The sequence below is a fragment of the Ensifer sp. LC11 genome (genome assembly GCF_001695835.1).
Lineage (GTDB): Bacteria > Pseudomonadota > Alphaproteobacteria > Rhizobiales > Rhizobiaceae > Ensifer.
The window spans coordinates 161,627-176,405 of the sequence record NZ_MBSO01000023.1; the positions used below are offsets into that span (position 1 = coordinate 161,627).

The 14,779-nt window shown below is 61.9% G+C and carries 14 protein-coding genes; 6 read left to right on the forward strand and 8 right to left on the reverse strand.

All coding sequences use genetic code 11. The features are described from left to right. Window positions 1-296 precede the first annotated feature (296 nt). Together BBX50_RS17025 and BBX50_RS17030 are read right to left on the reverse strand one after the other, a co-directional pair. Complete coding sequence (locus BBX50_RS17025; protein ID WP_065776506.1) at window positions 297-977, reverse strand: response regulator transcription factor; 681 nt, start codon at window positions 975-977, stop codon at window positions 297-299. Further along, window positions 938-2,746 carry a sensor histidine kinase gene (locus BBX50_RS17030; protein WP_083213711.1) on the reverse strand — a complete coding sequence of 603 codons (1,809 nt, stop codon included), beginning with the start codon at window positions 2,744-2,746 and terminating at the stop codon, window positions 938-940. Before BBX50_RS17030 ends, BBX50_RS17025 begins: the two co-directional genes overlap by 40 nt. A 587-nt stretch (window positions 2,747-3,333) precedes the next feature. On the opposite strand from BBX50_RS17030, the gene BBX50_RS17035 reads away from it, so the two are divergent. From BBX50_RS17035 to BBX50_RS17040, 3 genes are read left to right on the forward strand one after another with little or no spacing between them, the layout of a single operon-like run. Beyond that, a complete protein-coding gene (locus BBX50_RS17035) occupies window positions 3,334-3,765 on the forward strand; it encodes a hypothetical protein (RefSeq protein WP_065776508.1) in 432 nt (143 codons plus the stop codon). Between the two features lie 46 nt (window positions 3,766-3,811). Then, window positions 3,812-3,961, forward strand: coding sequence for a DUF5989 family protein (locus BBX50_RS30805; protein ID WP_244513182.1), 150 nt, complete (start codon window positions 3,812-3,814; stop codon window positions 3,959-3,961). Between the two features lie 11 nt (window positions 3,962-3,972). Next, entirely contained in the window at window positions 3,973-5,805 is a 1,833-nt protein-coding gene (locus BBX50_RS17040; RefSeq protein ID WP_065776509.1) for a carbamoyltransferase, read from the forward strand. A 238-nt stretch (window positions 5,806-6,043) separates the two neighbouring features. Here BBX50_RS17040 and BBX50_RS17045 read toward each other — a convergent pair whose 3' ends face one another. The 5 genes from BBX50_RS17045 to BBX50_RS17065 form a co-directional block, all read right to left on the reverse strand. Continuing rightward, on the reverse strand, window positions 6,044-6,982 hold the full coding sequence (locus BBX50_RS17045) for a LysR family transcriptional regulator (RefSeq protein WP_065776510.1): 939 nt from the start codon (window positions 6,980-6,982) through the stop codon (window positions 6,044-6,046). Window positions 6,983-7,225: 243 nt separating this feature from the next. Then, window positions 7,226-8,929 (reverse strand): amidohydrolase, encoded by a 1,704-nt coding sequence (locus BBX50_RS17050; RefSeq protein WP_083213712.1) that lies wholly within the window; start codon window positions 8,927-8,929, stop codon window positions 7,226-7,228. Window positions 8,930-9,093: 164 nt separating this feature from the next. Then, on the reverse strand, window positions 9,094-10,089 hold the full coding sequence (locus BBX50_RS17055; protein WP_083213713.1) for an MBL fold metallo-hydrolase: 996 nt from the start codon (window positions 10,087-10,089) through the stop codon (window positions 9,094-9,096). A gap of 85 nt (window positions 10,090-10,174) precedes the next feature. Further along, complete coding sequence (locus BBX50_RS17060) at window positions 10,175-11,098, reverse strand: NADP-dependent oxidoreductase (protein WP_065776512.1); 924 nt, start codon at window positions 11,096-11,098, stop codon at window positions 10,175-10,177. Next, entirely contained in the window at window positions 11,095-11,553 is a 459-nt protein-coding gene (locus BBX50_RS17065; RefSeq protein WP_065776513.1) for an ester cyclase, read from the reverse strand. The genes BBX50_RS17060 and BBX50_RS17065 overlap by 4 nt, the downstream gene beginning before the upstream one ends. A 67-nt stretch (window positions 11,554-11,620) precedes the next feature. Here BBX50_RS17065 and BBX50_RS17070 point away from each other — a divergent pair, with 67 nt between their 5' ends. Continuing rightward, window positions 11,621-12,580, forward strand: a complete 960-nt coding sequence (locus BBX50_RS17070; protein WP_244513181.1) for a LysR family transcriptional regulator — start codon at window positions 11,621-11,623, stop codon at window positions 12,578-12,580. Window positions 12,581-12,713: 133 nt separating this feature from the next. Here BBX50_RS17070 and BBX50_RS17075 read toward each other — a convergent pair whose 3' ends face one another. Beyond that, window positions 12,714-13,124 carry a hypothetical protein gene (locus tag BBX50_RS17075; protein ID WP_065776515.1) on the reverse strand — a complete coding sequence of 137 codons (411 nt, stop codon included), beginning with the start codon at window positions 13,122-13,124 and terminating at the stop codon, window positions 12,714-12,716. Between the two features lie 341 nt (window positions 13,125-13,465). Between BBX50_RS17075 and BBX50_RS17080 the strand changes: the two genes are divergently transcribed. Beyond that, window positions 13,466-14,167, forward strand: coding sequence for an RNA polymerase sigma factor (locus BBX50_RS17080; protein ID WP_065776516.1), 702 nt, complete (start codon window positions 13,466-13,468; stop codon window positions 14,165-14,167). A gap of 89 nt (window positions 14,168-14,256) precedes the next feature. Continuing rightward, complete coding sequence (locus BBX50_RS17085) at window positions 14,257-14,778, forward strand: DUF4142 domain-containing protein (RefSeq protein WP_065776517.1); 522 nt, start codon at window positions 14,257-14,259, stop codon at window positions 14,776-14,778. Window position 14,779: the final 1 nt, after the last annotated feature.

The window sequence follows — 14,779 nt, forward strand, 5'->3', positions numbered from 1 at the left end:
TCCCAGTATTTTCGCCCTGAATATATCCAGATGGATATACTCCGCTCGCTTTGTTTCGAGTCATGGTTGGGTTCCCGGCGACCAAGGGCTGCCTGCTCGCGGGCCGCATCTGCGACCGCAGATGCAATTGCGCCTGCTCTGAGGTGGCGTGCCATGAGCTTCGCCGCAAAGGCTGCACCGCTGCTGCTGACGTGCCGGTCTGCGGCCTGGAAATCCGAGGCCCTGGAAAGGCTGACCTGGTCAGGAACGCGATTTCCGTCAAAAAACAGATCTATCGAACACGACAATCAGCGCGATCACGCGGAGTTTCTCGGCAGTCGGCTGGCAAGATTGGCAAGCTCGACGCGCGTCGAGATACCAAGCTTGCTGTAGATGCTGTGGAGGTGCAGCTTGACTGTGCCTGGGGAGATGCCGAGCCGGGCGCCGATCTCCTTGCTTCGTATGCCGGAGGCGGCCAGGCGCGACACCTCGATCTCGCGCTGCGTCAGCAGATCGACCCCCCGGGTCCGCTCGGCCTCCTCGCTGCGGATCCGTTCGATTGCGGATTTAAGCGCCTGGTCCTGGAAGTAGGTCTTGCCTGCGGCGACCGCGCCGATGCAGTCGAGCAGTGTGTCCGGCGCCTGCTCCTTGAGCACGATCCCGTTCACGCCAAGTTTCATCGCTTCGGCGATCTGGTCGTCGCCGATGTCCGCCGTCAGGATGACAATCGCAATCCCCTGCCGGTGGCTGCGCAGCCGGCGTATGAATTCGAGCCCATCCATTTGCGGCATGCGAAGGTCGGCGACGACGATATCAACGGTGCAGCCGGAAAGTATCTGCAGGGCGTCGGCCGCGCGTTCGCAGGTCGCAACCACTTCCCACCCGGGCACGGTCTCGATCAGGCGGCGCAGCCCGTCAAGGACGATGCGATGATCGTCGACGACGATCGTGCGGAGCACTATTGCGGCATCGGCAGCATGACGACCACCCGTGTCCATTCCGCTATCCTTTCGATCGCAAGTTTTCCACCGCGCGCCGCCGCGCGTTCGCGCAGGCTGCGGGGTCCGATTTTTTCACGTTCCAGTTCGGCATGGTCGAGGCGTTCGCCGTAACCGAAGCCGACGCCATCGTCGTCGATCGTCAGCACGATCGAACCATTGTCGATCCTGACGGTGATCCTGACCTTCTGCGCTCCACCATGCCTGACCGCGTTGGCGGTTGCTTCAGACGTCATGCGCGCGAGCTCATAGGTCAGAGCCAGCGGCAGGTCGATGCCGGACGGCGGGTCGAATGCTATTGTCACGTCGATCTGCCATTGCTGCCTGAGCCGCGCCGCGACCGCCTCGAGTTGGCGCTCGATATGCATTTCTCCGGCGACCTGCAGGTTGCCACCAGGCTCGAGCGCCCGAATGAAGCCGCGAAGCTCCCGCTGCTCCTCAAGCAGCATCGCCTGAATGGTGTCGAGGCGTTCGGCAAGCACCTCGGGCCTCACATCGGCAAGCTTCCGCAGAGATTGCAGCTGCAATGCGGTGCCCGCAAGCGCCTGGAGGACGCCATCATGCAGATCGCGGCCGATCCGGATACGCTCATCCACGGCCGCCTCGTCGCTCAATCGCCGCACGAGGATCGCCTGCTCGAACAGGGCCTTTATCCGGTCAGCGATGATTTCCGCAATCGCCACGTCGTCAAGCGTGAGCGCAGGCGGCTCCAGAGCAAAGAGACGCGCCTGCAGGTCATCGACCTGAAAGTAGGTGGAGACCGCGGCATTGATCTGAAAAGCTTCGACAAGTGCCGGTGATATCGGCGGGTCGGCATCCGTCCATTGGTGAAACCGCCCCTCGCCCACATGGACAAGAAGCCGTCCACGCGCGGCCTCGGTGATCAAAAGACTGCTGCGCTGCAGCTTCTCATCCGTCCAGGAGCCAAAGGCGTCGGGGGGCATCTGCGCCACCTCGAGCTCACCTTCCTTCCACAGCGCCACATAGGTCCAGGGTTCTTCCGCGTCGGTCCACAGCAACAACGCGCGTGGCACCAACATCACATGGGCTGCGTAGTCGAGCGCAGCGCGCGCCGGCCATTCGCGCCCCCGCGGCTGGGCCGGCGTCCTCTGGACGAGGCGCAACAGTTCGGCCCTGACCGCCTCCTGGTGCGCACCGAGCCAGACCAGGAGTGCCGCCGCGACAAAAATGAAGAGAATTCGTGACGCATTCGTCGTCGTGTCCGAATCCGGATCGAGCAGGTCATTGGTGTCGAAGTAGCCCAGGTAGAGCAGCGCCGCCAGGCAGACGAGGCCGGTATAGAGCGCTCCGCGCCAGCGCCAGTGCAGGGTCGCTGAGAGCAGCGTGAAAGGCATCAGCATGAAGAACGGGCTGGCCGGACCGTCGGTCATCGACATGAACGTGGCAAAGGCCGCGACATCGATCACATGGCGCACCAGGGTACCGCGCACCCTCGAAATCTCCGTGCGCCAGACGAGAAAGGCAGCCGCGACCGCGTAAAACAGATAGCCGATCAGCAGAAAGTAGATCGGCTCGGGTGGCAGGGGCACGTGCGCGGTATCAAGCCAGGCGATCCAGACGCTGCCGGCGGCAAGCAGGATACGTCCGACTGCGATCACCTTGTCGGAACGGGCACGGAACGTGTTCGCCCAGACCTTGCGACCGGAAGCCTGGTCTCCGTCCACCGGCGCCCCCGCGTCGTGCGGCGGCAAGGCTCCCGCCGGGCTCGCGCGCCGGGCGCTGAAACGGTCTGACGGCTCTAGCCTCATGCCATGTCTCCGCCTCCAGTCGGCCCACGAAAAGATATCAAGGCGCGCGTGACGAGCGAGGATGAATAAAGTTGCGGCCCTCGACCGTTACCGGCCGTATCTTCAACAATATGGACGGCCCGGATCTCGGAGCCTCTAAAGTCTACCTGCTCAAGTGCAGTGAGCATACGCTTGTCCTGCCCCATGCTCAATTGCATTCACCGCGAGTATATCCAAGGTTATGGACACCGTCATGGCCACCTGATCTTCGCGCCATCAGCCAGTGTCCTCTGCTGCATGGTTTCCTTCAACGTCGCCGACCAAAGGACAAAACATGCAGTAATTCAAAATGCTACGACGACCTTTGCGCGTCCAAAAATCCTCGTGGCGCTAAAGAGAAGAGAAACCCTGTCGGGCACCGATCTCAGTATCAGAATGTACCGCCAAGAATCAGAAGGTTGAAATGACCTCCTATATCCATTGGCATATTGACCAAATCCAGTAATTGCCGCTCATATTCTCGCAATATAGATGACTAAAAATTTTTCAGGCGTCGGCACTTTGAAAATTGTGCCTATTTTTAGCTAACCGCTTTGAGGTGGATAGCAATGAGCATTTCTCATGGACCCCTAAACGAGACGCTCCCGGAAGGGCCGTCGAACAGAAGCTTCGGCTACACCGTCGGCGGAATTCTGGTCCTGATCGCGCTTGTAAAATTGTGGCGATCTTCCGAGATGACGGTGTTTACAGGTGCGCTTGCCCTGATCGGCGCGGTTCTCGTGAGCCTGGCCTTTGTCGCACCATCAACCCTGACAGGTGCGAACCGTCTCTGGATGCAGCTCGGCCTCGTTCTCTTCAAGATCGTCAATCCGGTCGTGATGCTTCTGATCTACGTTACGACCTTCGTGCCAATCGGCCTCTATCTCAGGTTGCGTGGAAATGACGCGCTGACCGCCGAGTTCGACAAAAGCGCCAAGACCTATTGGATTGACAAGCCGAAGGGCGGCGCGCCCGAGGCAACGATGAAAAATCAGTTCTGAATTTTGAAGAACCTAACCATTACTGAATCGGGCAGAGGAAACGAAAATGGACCTTGCTAGGGAACTCCTGTTATACATGGGCAACCGAAAGAAGTACTGGTTGCTGCCGATCTTGGTCATGACAACCATTTTCGGGACCCTGGTGGTACTGACGCAGGGTACGGCTGTCGCCCCCTTCATCTACACGCTGTTCTGAGGCGGCTTGTCGTGCGTATCCTCGGTATCTCGGCATTTTACCACGACAGCGCGGCGGCGCTCGTCGAAGACGGGCGCATCGTTGCAGCCGCCCAGGAAGAACGCTTTACGCGCCGGAAACACGACCCGGACTTTCCGGCGCGGGCAATCGAGTACTGCCTGTCGGAAGCAGGCTGCAGCATCAGCGACATCGATCATGTCGTCTTCTATGAAAAGCCGTTTCTGAAGTTCGAACGGTTGGTCGAGACTTACCTTGCAACTGTGCCGCACGGCTTCAGCTCGTTCCGCGTCGCCATGCCGGTCTGGATCAAGGAAAAGCTATTCCAGAAGAAGATGCTGCGCAAGGATCTCGGCAAGCTTGCCGGTCAGAAGGAATGGGAGGGGTCGCTGCTCTTCACCGAGCATCACCAGTCCCACGCGGCAAGCGCTTTCTTTCCCTCACCCTTCGCCTCCGCGGCGGTCCTGACCATGGACGGGGTCGGCGAGTGGTGCACGACATCGCTTGCCCATGGCCGCGACAATCGCCTCGACTTTCTGAAGGAAATACATTTCCCGCATTCCCTCGGCCTGCTCTATTCGGCCTTCACCTATTACACCGGGTTCAAGGTCAATTCGGGTGAGTACAAGGTCATGGGGCTCGCCCCCTATGGTCGGCCGCGTTTCGTGCAGACGATCCTCGACAACCTGATCGATATCAAGGAAGACGGTTCGTTCCGTCTCGATCAGCACTATTTCGGCTATTGTACGGGCCTGAGAATGACCTCGCCCGCCTTTCACGACCTGTTCGGAGGCGAGCCGCGCAAGCCGGAATCGCCGCTGACCCAGCGTGAGATGGACCTTGCAGCCTCGGTTCAGGCCGTGACCGAAGAGGTCGTCATGCGGCTCGCCCGCTTTGCGCGGCGCCAGACCGGCGAACGAAACCTCTGCCTTGCGGGTGGCGTCGCGCTCAACTGCGTCGCGAATGGCAAGTTGCTCAAGGCCGGGATCTTCGACGACATCTGGGTCCAACCTGCCGCCGGCGACGCGGGCGGCGCCCTCGGGGCAGCACTCTCCGTCTGGCACGAGTATCTCGGTAGTACGCGTGCGCCGAAGGACGGCGATGCGATGTCAGGGGCCTATCTGGGGCCGGCCTTCGAGCAGGGCGAGGTGGAGCAGCGGCTTGCCTCCGCCGGCGCCAAATTCGAGGTCCTGTCGGACGAGGAAGTCACCTCGTCCACGGTCTCGGCGCTGGCCGAGGAAAAAGCCGTCGGCTGGATGCAGGGCCGAATGGAGTTCGGTCCACGCGCACTCGGCGGGCGCTCCATCCTCGGCGACGCTCGGTCTCCGACCATGCAGAAGATGCTCAATCTCAAGGTCAAGTACCGCGAGAGCTTCCGGCCCTTCGCACCGTCGGTCAGGCGCGAGGATGTCGCAGACTGGTTCGACATCGACAAGGATAGCCCCTACATGCTGCTGGTCGGCGACGTCGTGGAAAGCCGCCGCCTGCACGCCAACCATCCGCAGGAAAACCTGTTCGGCATCGACCTGCTCAATGTGCCGCGCTCGGAAATACCGGCGGTAACGCATGTCGACTATTCGGCCCGCATCCAGACCGTGCACCGAGAAACCAACCCGCGCTACTGGGAACTGCTGACCCGTTTCAAGGCCCGCACCGGCTGCCCGGTGCTCGTCAACACGAGCTTCAACGTGCGCGGCGAACCGATCGTCTGCAACCCGGAAGACGCCTATCGCTGCTTCATGGGAACGGAAATCGAGCGGCTCGTCGTCGGCAACTGCATGCTGAAGAAGGAAGACCAGCCGGCGCATCTGAAGCAGGACTACAAAGAAAACTTCGAGCTCGATTAGAGCGCCGTGCGTTCATACGAATGCAGCAAGGACGCTCCAGTTCTTTGATTCTAGAGCATCTTTCCACCTCACGTGGATCCACTTGAGGTGGATGCTCTAGTAAACCGTACGCGCTCGATAAGGCCGAAGGACGCTCTGGAACCTGGTTTCCAGGGCGCCTTTCGCATTCCCGTCATTTCACGTCAGAGCGGATACCCCGGTCGAGAACGGCTGGGCCGGACGGGCAGGCTGCGACGCGTTACCGGCCGGCACGCGCGCGCAGCGCGCCTCGAGACGACTGCCGCACGCCGAACTCGCTCGTCAGTAGCTTCACGAAAAACGGGATCAACCCAGACTTTGCGCGCGACTTGTCGAAGGCCGCCTGAAACGGCGCCTTATAGCTGAAAAGATCGGGCCGGATCGGCCGCAGCAAGCCATCTGTAACGTAGCGACTGGCGAAATGGTCAGGCAGATAGCCGAGGTAACGCCCAGAGAGGATCAGCCGTGCTTCCGCCTCCATGTCGCTGACGGTCGCGCGCGGGTTGGCGATCGAGAAGATCTTGAGGTCGCGGGCGTTCCAATAGGAGCGGCCGATCAGATTGTAGGCGCGGATGTCGTCGATCTCGATTTCGCTGTCATCGCGCGAAAACAGCGGATGCCCGGCGCCACAGTAGAAGCGCTGCGTCTCTTCGTAGAGATCGATGTATTCCAGTCCGAGCGTCGTGCGCGGAAAGCTGGCGATCGCAATATGAAGTTCTCCCGTTATCACGTCGCGCAGCAGTTCGTGCGGCGGGCGCGTGACGATTGAAAGCGCCACTTCCGGTGCCTCATCCGTCATCCGGGCAAGGACGGCGTTAAGACGGGACGCCGGGTCGGACAGGGTATTGTCGATGAGACCGATCGAGAGCGTACCGTTCAACCGGTGCTGCAACCCCTTCATGCGGATATCGAACTGGTCGATCGAGCCGAAAAGACGCTTGGCCTCCTCATAGACGGCGCGGCCTTCTTCCGTCAGGCGAAAGCCGGACCGGCCGCGTTGGCAGAGCGTCAGGCCGAGCCGGCTCTCCAGTGCTGATATGTGGTTGGAGATCGTCGACAGCGAGAGATTGAGTTCGCTCTGCGCCGCCGCAAAACCGCCCGCCTCCACAATCGTCACGAAGATGCGCAGCAGCCTCACATCCAATGAGTCCAATGCCATTCAAGCCCCGCCTTACCTTGAACTTTCCCCAAGTGAAACGGGATTATTATGCATTATCACGCACTAAGCTAGGCGCAAACATTTGTGGCCGCTCTCTTTCGCCGCTGTCGGATCGGCATGCAAAAGCGGCCGGCGCGAGGCGCGCCGGCCGCTCAGGCGATTGCTGGCATTAACGACCATCAGTCATCGACGTTTGACTTCGTCGTCCCCCAGGCGAGTGAGAATTCCGCTCGGGCCTAACGCCTAAGGCTGGCGATAGACCTCGGTTCCAGCGAGATAGGTCGCCTCGACCTTGCGCTCGCGGATCGAGCGGTCGAGCGGATCCGGCAACGTGCCGTCGATCACAACGAAATCCGCCCATTTGCCGACGCTGATCGAACCGATCTGATCACCCCAGGGCGTCATGTCCGCACCGGCTTGCGTGAGGCCGTGCAGCGCCTGGTCGAAGCTGACGGCCTGCTCCGGATGCCAGGGACCGTCACCGAGGCCGAACGGGCTCTCGCGGAACACGGCATCGTTGATCTGGGTGAGCGGGCTGAGTGGCGATGTCGGCCAATCCGAACCGAACACCAGGGGCACACCAGCATCGAGCATCGAATGCCAGACATAGGCGCGCGGTTCCCGTTCGGTGCCGATGCGCTCGGTGATGTATTTGCCGATTGTGCCGGTCGCATGGTTCGGCTGCATCGAGGCGACAACGCCAAGCGCCTTGAAGCGCTGGATGTCCTTGGTCTCCACCACCTCGATATGTTCGATGCGGTTCGGCTGCGGACGCGGCACGGAGGCCTCGGCAAAGGCGTCGAGCACGAGGCTGACGCCGCCGTCGCCGATCGCATGCACGGCTGTCGGGAAGCCATTTTCGTTGGAAGCCTTGATCGCAGCGGCGAGTTGCTCCTTGGTCTCGAAGGGCTTGCCCTTCCAGCCGTGCTGGTCGGAATAGTCCTCGTGCATCAAAGCCGTGCGTGTCGAGAGCACGCCGTCGATCACCGACTTGGTGTAACCAAGTTTCAAGAGTGGACCCTTCTTCTCCTGCTCGCCGGAATCCGCGGCCACCTTGTCGACCTCGTCGCGATCCTTTACCGCGCCGGCAATCTTCTTCGGATCGCCCTCGAAGAAGCCGTACCAGACACGAAGCGGCATCTTCCTTTCGGAAAGGATCGCGGCATAGTCGTGTACGGCGGCGAGATCCGACATGTCGTTGACGCCGGTGATGCCGAGACTGTTGGCGAACTTCATCGTCTGCAGCAGCGCGCCGCGCCTTTCGCTGTCGCTGGCAACCGGGCGGTGCTTTTCGACGAGATCGCCGGCCTTTTCGAGCAGGATGCCGCTCGGCTCGCCCTTGTCGTTCAGCACGACCTGGCCGCCTTCCTCGACCTTGGAAGTTGCGGTGACGCCGCCCACTTCGAGCGCCTTGGAGTTGACCCAGACTGAGTGGAAATCGATGTCGCGCAGGATGACGACGCGGTCCGGCACCACAGCGTCGATGTCCTCCTTGGTCGGCAGCTTGCCTTCACCGAGCGTGTAGTCCCAGCCACCGCCGGTCAGCCAGGCGCCCTTCGGCAGCCGCGCATCGGCCTCCTTGATCTTTTCGAGCCAGGTTTTCTTGTCCGGGATGTAGGAGAGATCGACACCGGTCACCATGTCCATGCCGGATGTCAGATGCGTGTGCCCGTCGATGAAGCCCGGCGTGACCGTCTTGCCGCCGGCGTCGATCACCTTGGTCTCGGCGTCGGCCAGCGCCTTGATCTCGTCATTGCTGCCGATCGCGCTGAACTTGCCGCTTTCGATGGCGAAGGCCTGAACCTTGGGTTTCGCCCCATCGACCGTGCGCACATCGCCGTTGAGCACGATCACGTCGGGCGCTGCCCACGCTGCCCCGCCTGCACAAACCATGATCGCCAGGACCGACGTGGCGCCCAACGCCCTCTTTACTGCTGCCAATGTCATCAAACCTCTCCTCCCGCGACTGCATCCCTCCACCCCGGCGAGCCGCGGCACCGGCGTTGGGAGGATGATGCGGCAACTCGGGAAGGCAGGGATATACTCCCTCGGGCTAGGTTCCGATCTGGATGCCAGGCTCGACGACGGGCACACCGGTGACCGCTGTCGCTTCAGCCCCCTTGCCGAAGGTATTGCAGCGCGGGTGCAATAAACTCGGGATTTTCCCAGGTCGCATAGCGGGCGTGAACTGCGGACCTAAGATCGGCGCTCCGATCGGATTGAGCGACGAGGTTCCGGAGCGTGCGGAAGTAGCCGAGCACCGCCTCCGGGAGTTCGGGGCCGCCGAGATTGGCATGGCCGGGCACGATCAGCCGCGGCTGCAGCCGGATGATGTCGGCCAGTGCCATCTCCCATCTTGCAAGGTCGATATCCTCGGCGTCGATCATTGGCGGGAAGAACGGCACGATCGGGAACATGCCCTCTTCCAGCAGATCGCCGGCAAAGAGAATACGGTCCTGTGGCAGCACGACGACCTGGTCTCCGGGCGAATGCGCCACCCCCCAATTGCAAAGCCGCACCTCGCGCCCGCCAAGATCGATCGTAGCCTGCAGGCCCGCGTAGGTTTCATGGGGTGGCGTGAGTTCGACGCCGTCAAGCAGGTGCTTCTGCTCCGGCGGAAGGACACCTGCCCTGAAGCAGTCGAGCAAGGCCTTGCCCGAGCGCAGCAAGTGGTCGCGCTGGGCGGTGTTGTAGTAGATGCGGGCATCGTTTCGAAACACCTGCGCGCCGAACCCATGTTCAGGATGCGCGTGAGTGACGGTGAGAACGAGACGGCGACGCGGCGCCAGCTCACGCGCCAATCGCAGCACGTTTTCCGCGCTTTCGAGGTCAAGACCGCAGTCGACGACCAGTGCGCTTTCCTTGCCGACGATGATGCCGATGTTGGGAACCAGCGGAATGCGCCTGTCCGGCAACAGGAAAACACCCGGCGCCATCTCCGCCGGAAACCGCGCATCGACGGTCGGCATCGGCCGGCGAGCCGCAAATGATCCCTCTTCCGATTGCTGCGTCTCAGCGCGCAATGGCGCTGAACCGGCGATTGCCGTGAGCACTGACAGCTTCAACAGAGTGCGTCGATCGACGTTACGGATTGTCTCAGGTTCCATGCGGGCCACCTTTTCTACATGCGAAGCGGGAGAGCCACCTTCATTGCCCCGACATGCGTCTGCATTGCCGGGGCGTGTATGAGGCCTATTCAAGGGTGAGGATGATCTTGCCACGGGCCCGGCCCGATGCCTGGCGCCCGAAGGCAGCGCCGAAATCGTCCAGCGGCACCTTGCGATCAACGAGCACTTTCACCCCGTCTCGGTCGATCGCATCCGCGACGCGTCGCAGCCGCTGGCCATCAGAGGCGTGAAAGACGAATGCGGCCGCAACGCCGTGAGCCGTCGCCAGAGCTTCGTCCGGCGGCAGCGCCGTTGCAAACAGCCTGCCACCCGTGCGCAGTGCGTGATAGGAGCGCCGTTCGGTTTCGCCGCCAATCGTGTCCAGCACGATATCGGCACCCGAAACCGCTGTGGCGAAATCGTCGCGACGATAGTCGATGACCTGGGCTGCTCCAAGCCGCTGCGCAATTTCGATCCCATCGCCCGAGGCCGTGCTGACGACGCGGGCACCCGCATGGCGGACGAACTGGATGGCGAAGCTGCCGACGCCGCCCGCACCCGCATGGATAAGGACGGTCTCCTTGCCAGACAGAGCGGCTCCTTCCATCAGAGCCTGCCATGCCGTCCCTGCCGCCGTCGGGACGCCGGCGGCCACGTAAAGATCGACAGTCGCAGGGGCTTTCGCCAGATAGTCTGCACGAACCGCCACGTATTCTGCAACGGCTCCACCCATGGTCGGATCGGTACGCCCGATGACCTTGTCGCCCGGCCGCCAGGTCTCCACCCCCTCGCCCACCACGGCGATCTCGCCGGCGAAATCGGTGCCAAGCGTATAGGGGAAGCTCAACGGGAAGAACTGTTGCACGTATCCGCGCTGCAGCTTGACATCGAGCGGATTGAGACCGACCGCCAGGACGCGCACAAGCACCTGTCCGACGACGGGAACGGGTATGGCGATATCCTCGACGATGGGGGTGGCGTCATAGCCGGCAATCCGGATCGCTTTCATTCTGCGGCCTCCGATCGGCCGGGATGCCAGGCACCAACCTGGATCAACCACCCGAACCAATCCTCAAGGTGCCAGGTGTGGGTAAGCCTCCCGCGGTCGATGTGGTGGAACTCGTGGATCGGCATCGTGAAGGATCTGTTTGATGGCGCGACGCCGAACCACTCGCCCCGGTGCGTACCGGAGATCCGTCCGCGCACCGCAGCACGGCCGGGCGCGGCGATGATTTCGAGGATCTCGACCTTGGCGTCAGGGAAGGCACGTGCAAATGCGCCGATCAACGGCTTCATGCCGTCGCGACCGGGTTGTTGCTGCGGCGCCAGTGGCATGTCCTGCCAGTCTTCCGTCACCGCCGCGTCAAGGAGGTCCGGCTGGCCCTCAAAAGCGCGATAGAATGCTTCGAGCGCATGCCGGTCTTCCGGCGCGAGCCCCGAGATTTCAGGACCTGTCGTTGTCATTGTGTTGGCGTCCTCTCAAAGTACCGCCAACAGATAGCGGAGAGCGCTTCATGCTTGAAATCGATTGATGGTATGCTTTAACATCCATGTCATGGATTTACATGGGATAGACCTCAACCTGCTGGTCGCCTTTGACGCACTGATGGCCGAGCGTAGCGTGACGCGCGCCGGGGCACGGATAGGGCGCACCCAGCCGGCCATGAGCGCGGCACTGTCACGCTTACGGGCTCTGCTTCAGGACGAACTGTTCGTTCGAACGCCAAAGGGCCTGCAGCCGACGCCGAGAGCGCTCGATCTCGCGGAACCGATCACACGTGCCCTTGCCGAGATTCAACGCACACTTGCCTTCACTCGGGAATTCGACCCTCGGACGTCGAGGGCGTCGCTGACACTCGGGCTATCCGAACATCCGACCTTCGCACTCCTGCCGCGGCTGTTGGAGATGCTGCGTGAAAAGGCGCCTGCGATCACACTTGCCGTGCGCAATTTCACCGATCGAAATGATGCGATCCGCCTTCTCGACACAGGCGAGGCGGACATGACCGTCGGCGTCCCGCCTGCCGAGACCGGACGCATTCTCAATACCCGGCTCTTCGAAGAACGCTTCGTCTGCATCCTGTGCAAGGATCATCCCGCGGCTGGCAGGCCACTCGACCTCGACACATTCCTGTCCCTGTCGCATCTGCTCGTCTCGCCGGAAAACGAGCGGTTCGGTGTGGTGGACGCAGCACTTGCAAGCAAGGGGCTGAGGCGGCACCTCGCACTCACGCTGCCGCACATGTATGCCGCCCCGACCCTCGTCGCCTCATCGGACCTGATCGCGACCGTAATGGAGGGGGTCGTAACGGCTTCGGGCCAGGCGGAACGTCTCATCGCGATCACGCCGCCGATCGCGCTTGAGCCCGTGGAATTCACGCTGTCCTGGCACCGCCGCAACGACAGCCATCCCGCGCAACGGTGGTTCCGCGCGTGCATTGCCGATGCCCTGCCGAACGGGCCAGATCAAGTGAGCCAGGCGGGAATCTGATGCGCGGCGCACCCCTGGCTGCGCGATATCCTGCACGGCGCGGGGGGCAGGACCCCGACGCCGAGAAACTAAACGAGGCGTGAGGGAAGCTTCCGGCTGGCGCCCTGGCTTCCCTGGAGGCTGGCCGGTCGGCTCAGCTAAAGAGCGCCTTGATCCGTGGCCAGAGGCCGATCGCCGCACGCACCCGCCGCGCGGCATAGGCGGCACGGACGGAACTGCCGAAATTGCAGTCGCAGACGATGTCGTGCAACTGGTGGTCCGAGAGTTCGAAGAACCGTTTCGCCTCGCCATAGCTGTCATCGGCGAGGCCCGCGAGGCGCAAGTGCGTGTCCTCGAAGGCGACAGTCATGGGTGAACCGCTGACCTGCATGGTCTGCCTGACGGCGGCGGACGCATGTTCGGTACCGGAAAGCGTGCCCAGCCGGCGGCCGGGGTTGATTTCCAGGAGTTCGGCCCAACGTTGGAGCCGTTCCGTTCTCGTCATGACGGGATCGGGACGGATTTCGGCGAGCGCTTGCAACTGTTCTATCGTTTGATGCTTCATCGTCGTCTCTCCTAGTCCGAAGAAGATGCGACCGCGGTGCGAGCCCCTCTGCACAGAGATCGCCCTCCTCCAACTCGCCAGTATAAACCGCAGTTCCCTGGCTGAAAAAATAAATTCGGTTGGCGCGTACCGCTGCGGGAAACGTGCCAAGGGGCCCAACTTTCGCTGGCGAAAATCGCACAAATTCCGAGCAAAGATTGGCGGGAACGAGCATTGCCACATAAGGTGGAAAGCGAGCGCCCGCTGCTAGTCCGGTCCTTGCCGGCGGGAGTATTCTTTCTTCTGATCGATCGGGAACGAACCGGCGGGATCCGCATCAAACGGTTGTTTGGAGGTGGGTGATGAAGGACGTTCTCTTGCAAACCGCACGGGCTGCGCTCCGACCGGATCATTTGTCCGAGCAGGAACTGCTGCGCCGCGCACGCAGCGATGATCCGGAAGCGTTCCGCACCATCATGCGCCGGTACAACCAGCGGCTTTTCCGCATCGCGCGCGCCGTTGTGCGCAACGACAGCATCGCCGAAGATGTGGTGCAAGAGGCCTATCTGCGTGCCTTCGAACACCTTGAAACCTTCCGCGGTGACGCCAGCCTTGCCACCTGGCTTCATCGCGTCGTCCTCAATGAGGCGCTCGGACGGCTACGCAAATCGTCCACGCGGCGGGAGGTTCCTCTGGCAACAGAGCAGGCGAGTGCCGACATCGTGCCGTTTCCCAATGCGGCAAGCGCGGAGGATCCGGAACGGGCCCTTGCCCAGCGCCAGATCCTGCGATTGGTGGAAGAGGCGACGGACGCCTTGCCGGAGCCGTTTCGCCTGGTCTTCACCGCCCGCGTCATCGAGGCCATGAGCGTCGAGGAAACCGCCGCCTTACTTGGCATCAAGCCGGAGACGGTTAGAACGCGCCTGCACCGTGCTCGTCAACTCCTGCGGCAGCAGATCGATCGCAAGGTCGGACCGGTACTGCTCAACGCGTTCCCCTTCGCCGGACGCCGCTGCGAACGGCTGACGGAAGCGGTCATGAACCGCCTCGGATTTCAAAACTGAATTTGCCGGGAACCTTCACGGTCTGTGCGCATCCAATGGGTGTCATCCACAAAGACCGGCGGCAACGAGCCGCCGGAGAGGAGTTTCCGATGTATGCCCGCCTCACCTCAGCGCTTGCTCTCGCCTGCCTCATCAATGGCGCAGCCCTTGCCGCAGACAACAAGGTCACTGATCCTCAGATCGCCCATATCGCCTATACCGCCGGCGTCATCGATATCGAGGCCGCCAAGCAGGCGCTGCAGATGTCCAAGGACAAGGAGGTGCTCGCCTTTGCCAACGACATGCTGCGCGACCACGAGGCTGTGAACAAGCAGGCTCTCGATCTCGTGAAAAAGCTGAACGTGACGCCTGAGGACAACGACACCAGCCGGGCGCTTGCGAAGGCGGCGGCCGAAGAGCGCGACCGGCTGGCGAAACTGAGCGGCGCCGACTTCGACAAGGCCTATGTCGCCAATGAGGTTGCCTACCACAAGCAGGTCAACGGCGCGCTCGAAACCCTGCTGATCCCGTCTGCGAAGAATGCCGACCTCAAGGACTTGCTGGAGACCGGCCTCAAGCTGTTTCAGGGGCACCAGCAGCATGCCGAGCATGTCGCGGCCATGATGAAGTAGG

Bases quoted from the DNA above. Each gene is read 5' to 3' on its own strand.
- BBX50_RS17075 (WP_065776515.1), bottom strand. From the start codon at position 13,124: ATGAAGCATCAAACGATAGAACAGTTGCAAGCGCTCGCCGAAATCCGT.
- BBX50_RS17050 (WP_083213712.1), bottom strand. From the start codon at position 8,929: ATGACATTGGCAGCAGTAAAGAGGGCGTTGGGCGCCACGTCGGTCCTG.
- BBX50_RS17025 (WP_065776506.1), bottom strand. From the start codon at position 977: ATGGACACGGGTGGTCGTCATGCTGCCGATGCCGCAATAGTGCTCCGC.
- BBX50_RS17060 (WP_065776512.1), bottom strand. From the start codon at position 11,098: ATGAAAGCGATCCGGATTGCCGGCTATGACGCCACCCCCATCGTCGAG.
- BBX50_RS17045 (WP_065776510.1), bottom strand. From the start codon at position 6,982: ATGGCATTGGACTCATTGGATGTGAGGCTGCTGCGCATCTTCGTGACG.
- BBX50_RS17080 (WP_065776516.1), top strand. From the start codon at position 13,466: ATGAAGGACGTTCTCTTGCAAACCGCACGGGCTGCGCTCCGACCGGAT.
- BBX50_RS17055 (WP_083213713.1), bottom strand. From the start codon at position 10,089: ATGGAACCTGAGACAATCCGTAACGTCGATCGACGCACTCTGTTGAAG.
- BBX50_RS17065 (WP_065776513.1), bottom strand. From the start codon at position 11,553: ATGACAACGACAGGTCCTGAAATCTCGGGGCTCGCGCCGGAAGACCGG.
- BBX50_RS17070 (WP_244513181.1), top strand. From the start codon at position 11,621: ATGGTATGCTTTAACATCCATGTCATGGATTTACATGGGATAGACCTC.
- BBX50_RS17030 (WP_083213711.1), bottom strand. From the start codon at position 2,746: ATGAGGCTAGAGCCGTCAGACCGTTTCAGCGCCCGGCGCGCGAGCCCG.
- BBX50_RS30805 (WP_244513182.1), top strand. From the start codon at position 3,812: ATGGACCTTGCTAGGGAACTCCTGTTATACATGGGCAACCGAAAGAAG.
- BBX50_RS17035 (WP_065776508.1), top strand. From the start codon at position 3,334: ATGAGCATTTCTCATGGACCCCTAAACGAGACGCTCCCGGAAGGGCCG.
- BBX50_RS17085 (WP_065776517.1), top strand. From the start codon at position 14,257: ATGTATGCCCGCCTCACCTCAGCGCTTGCTCTCGCCTGCCTCATCAAT.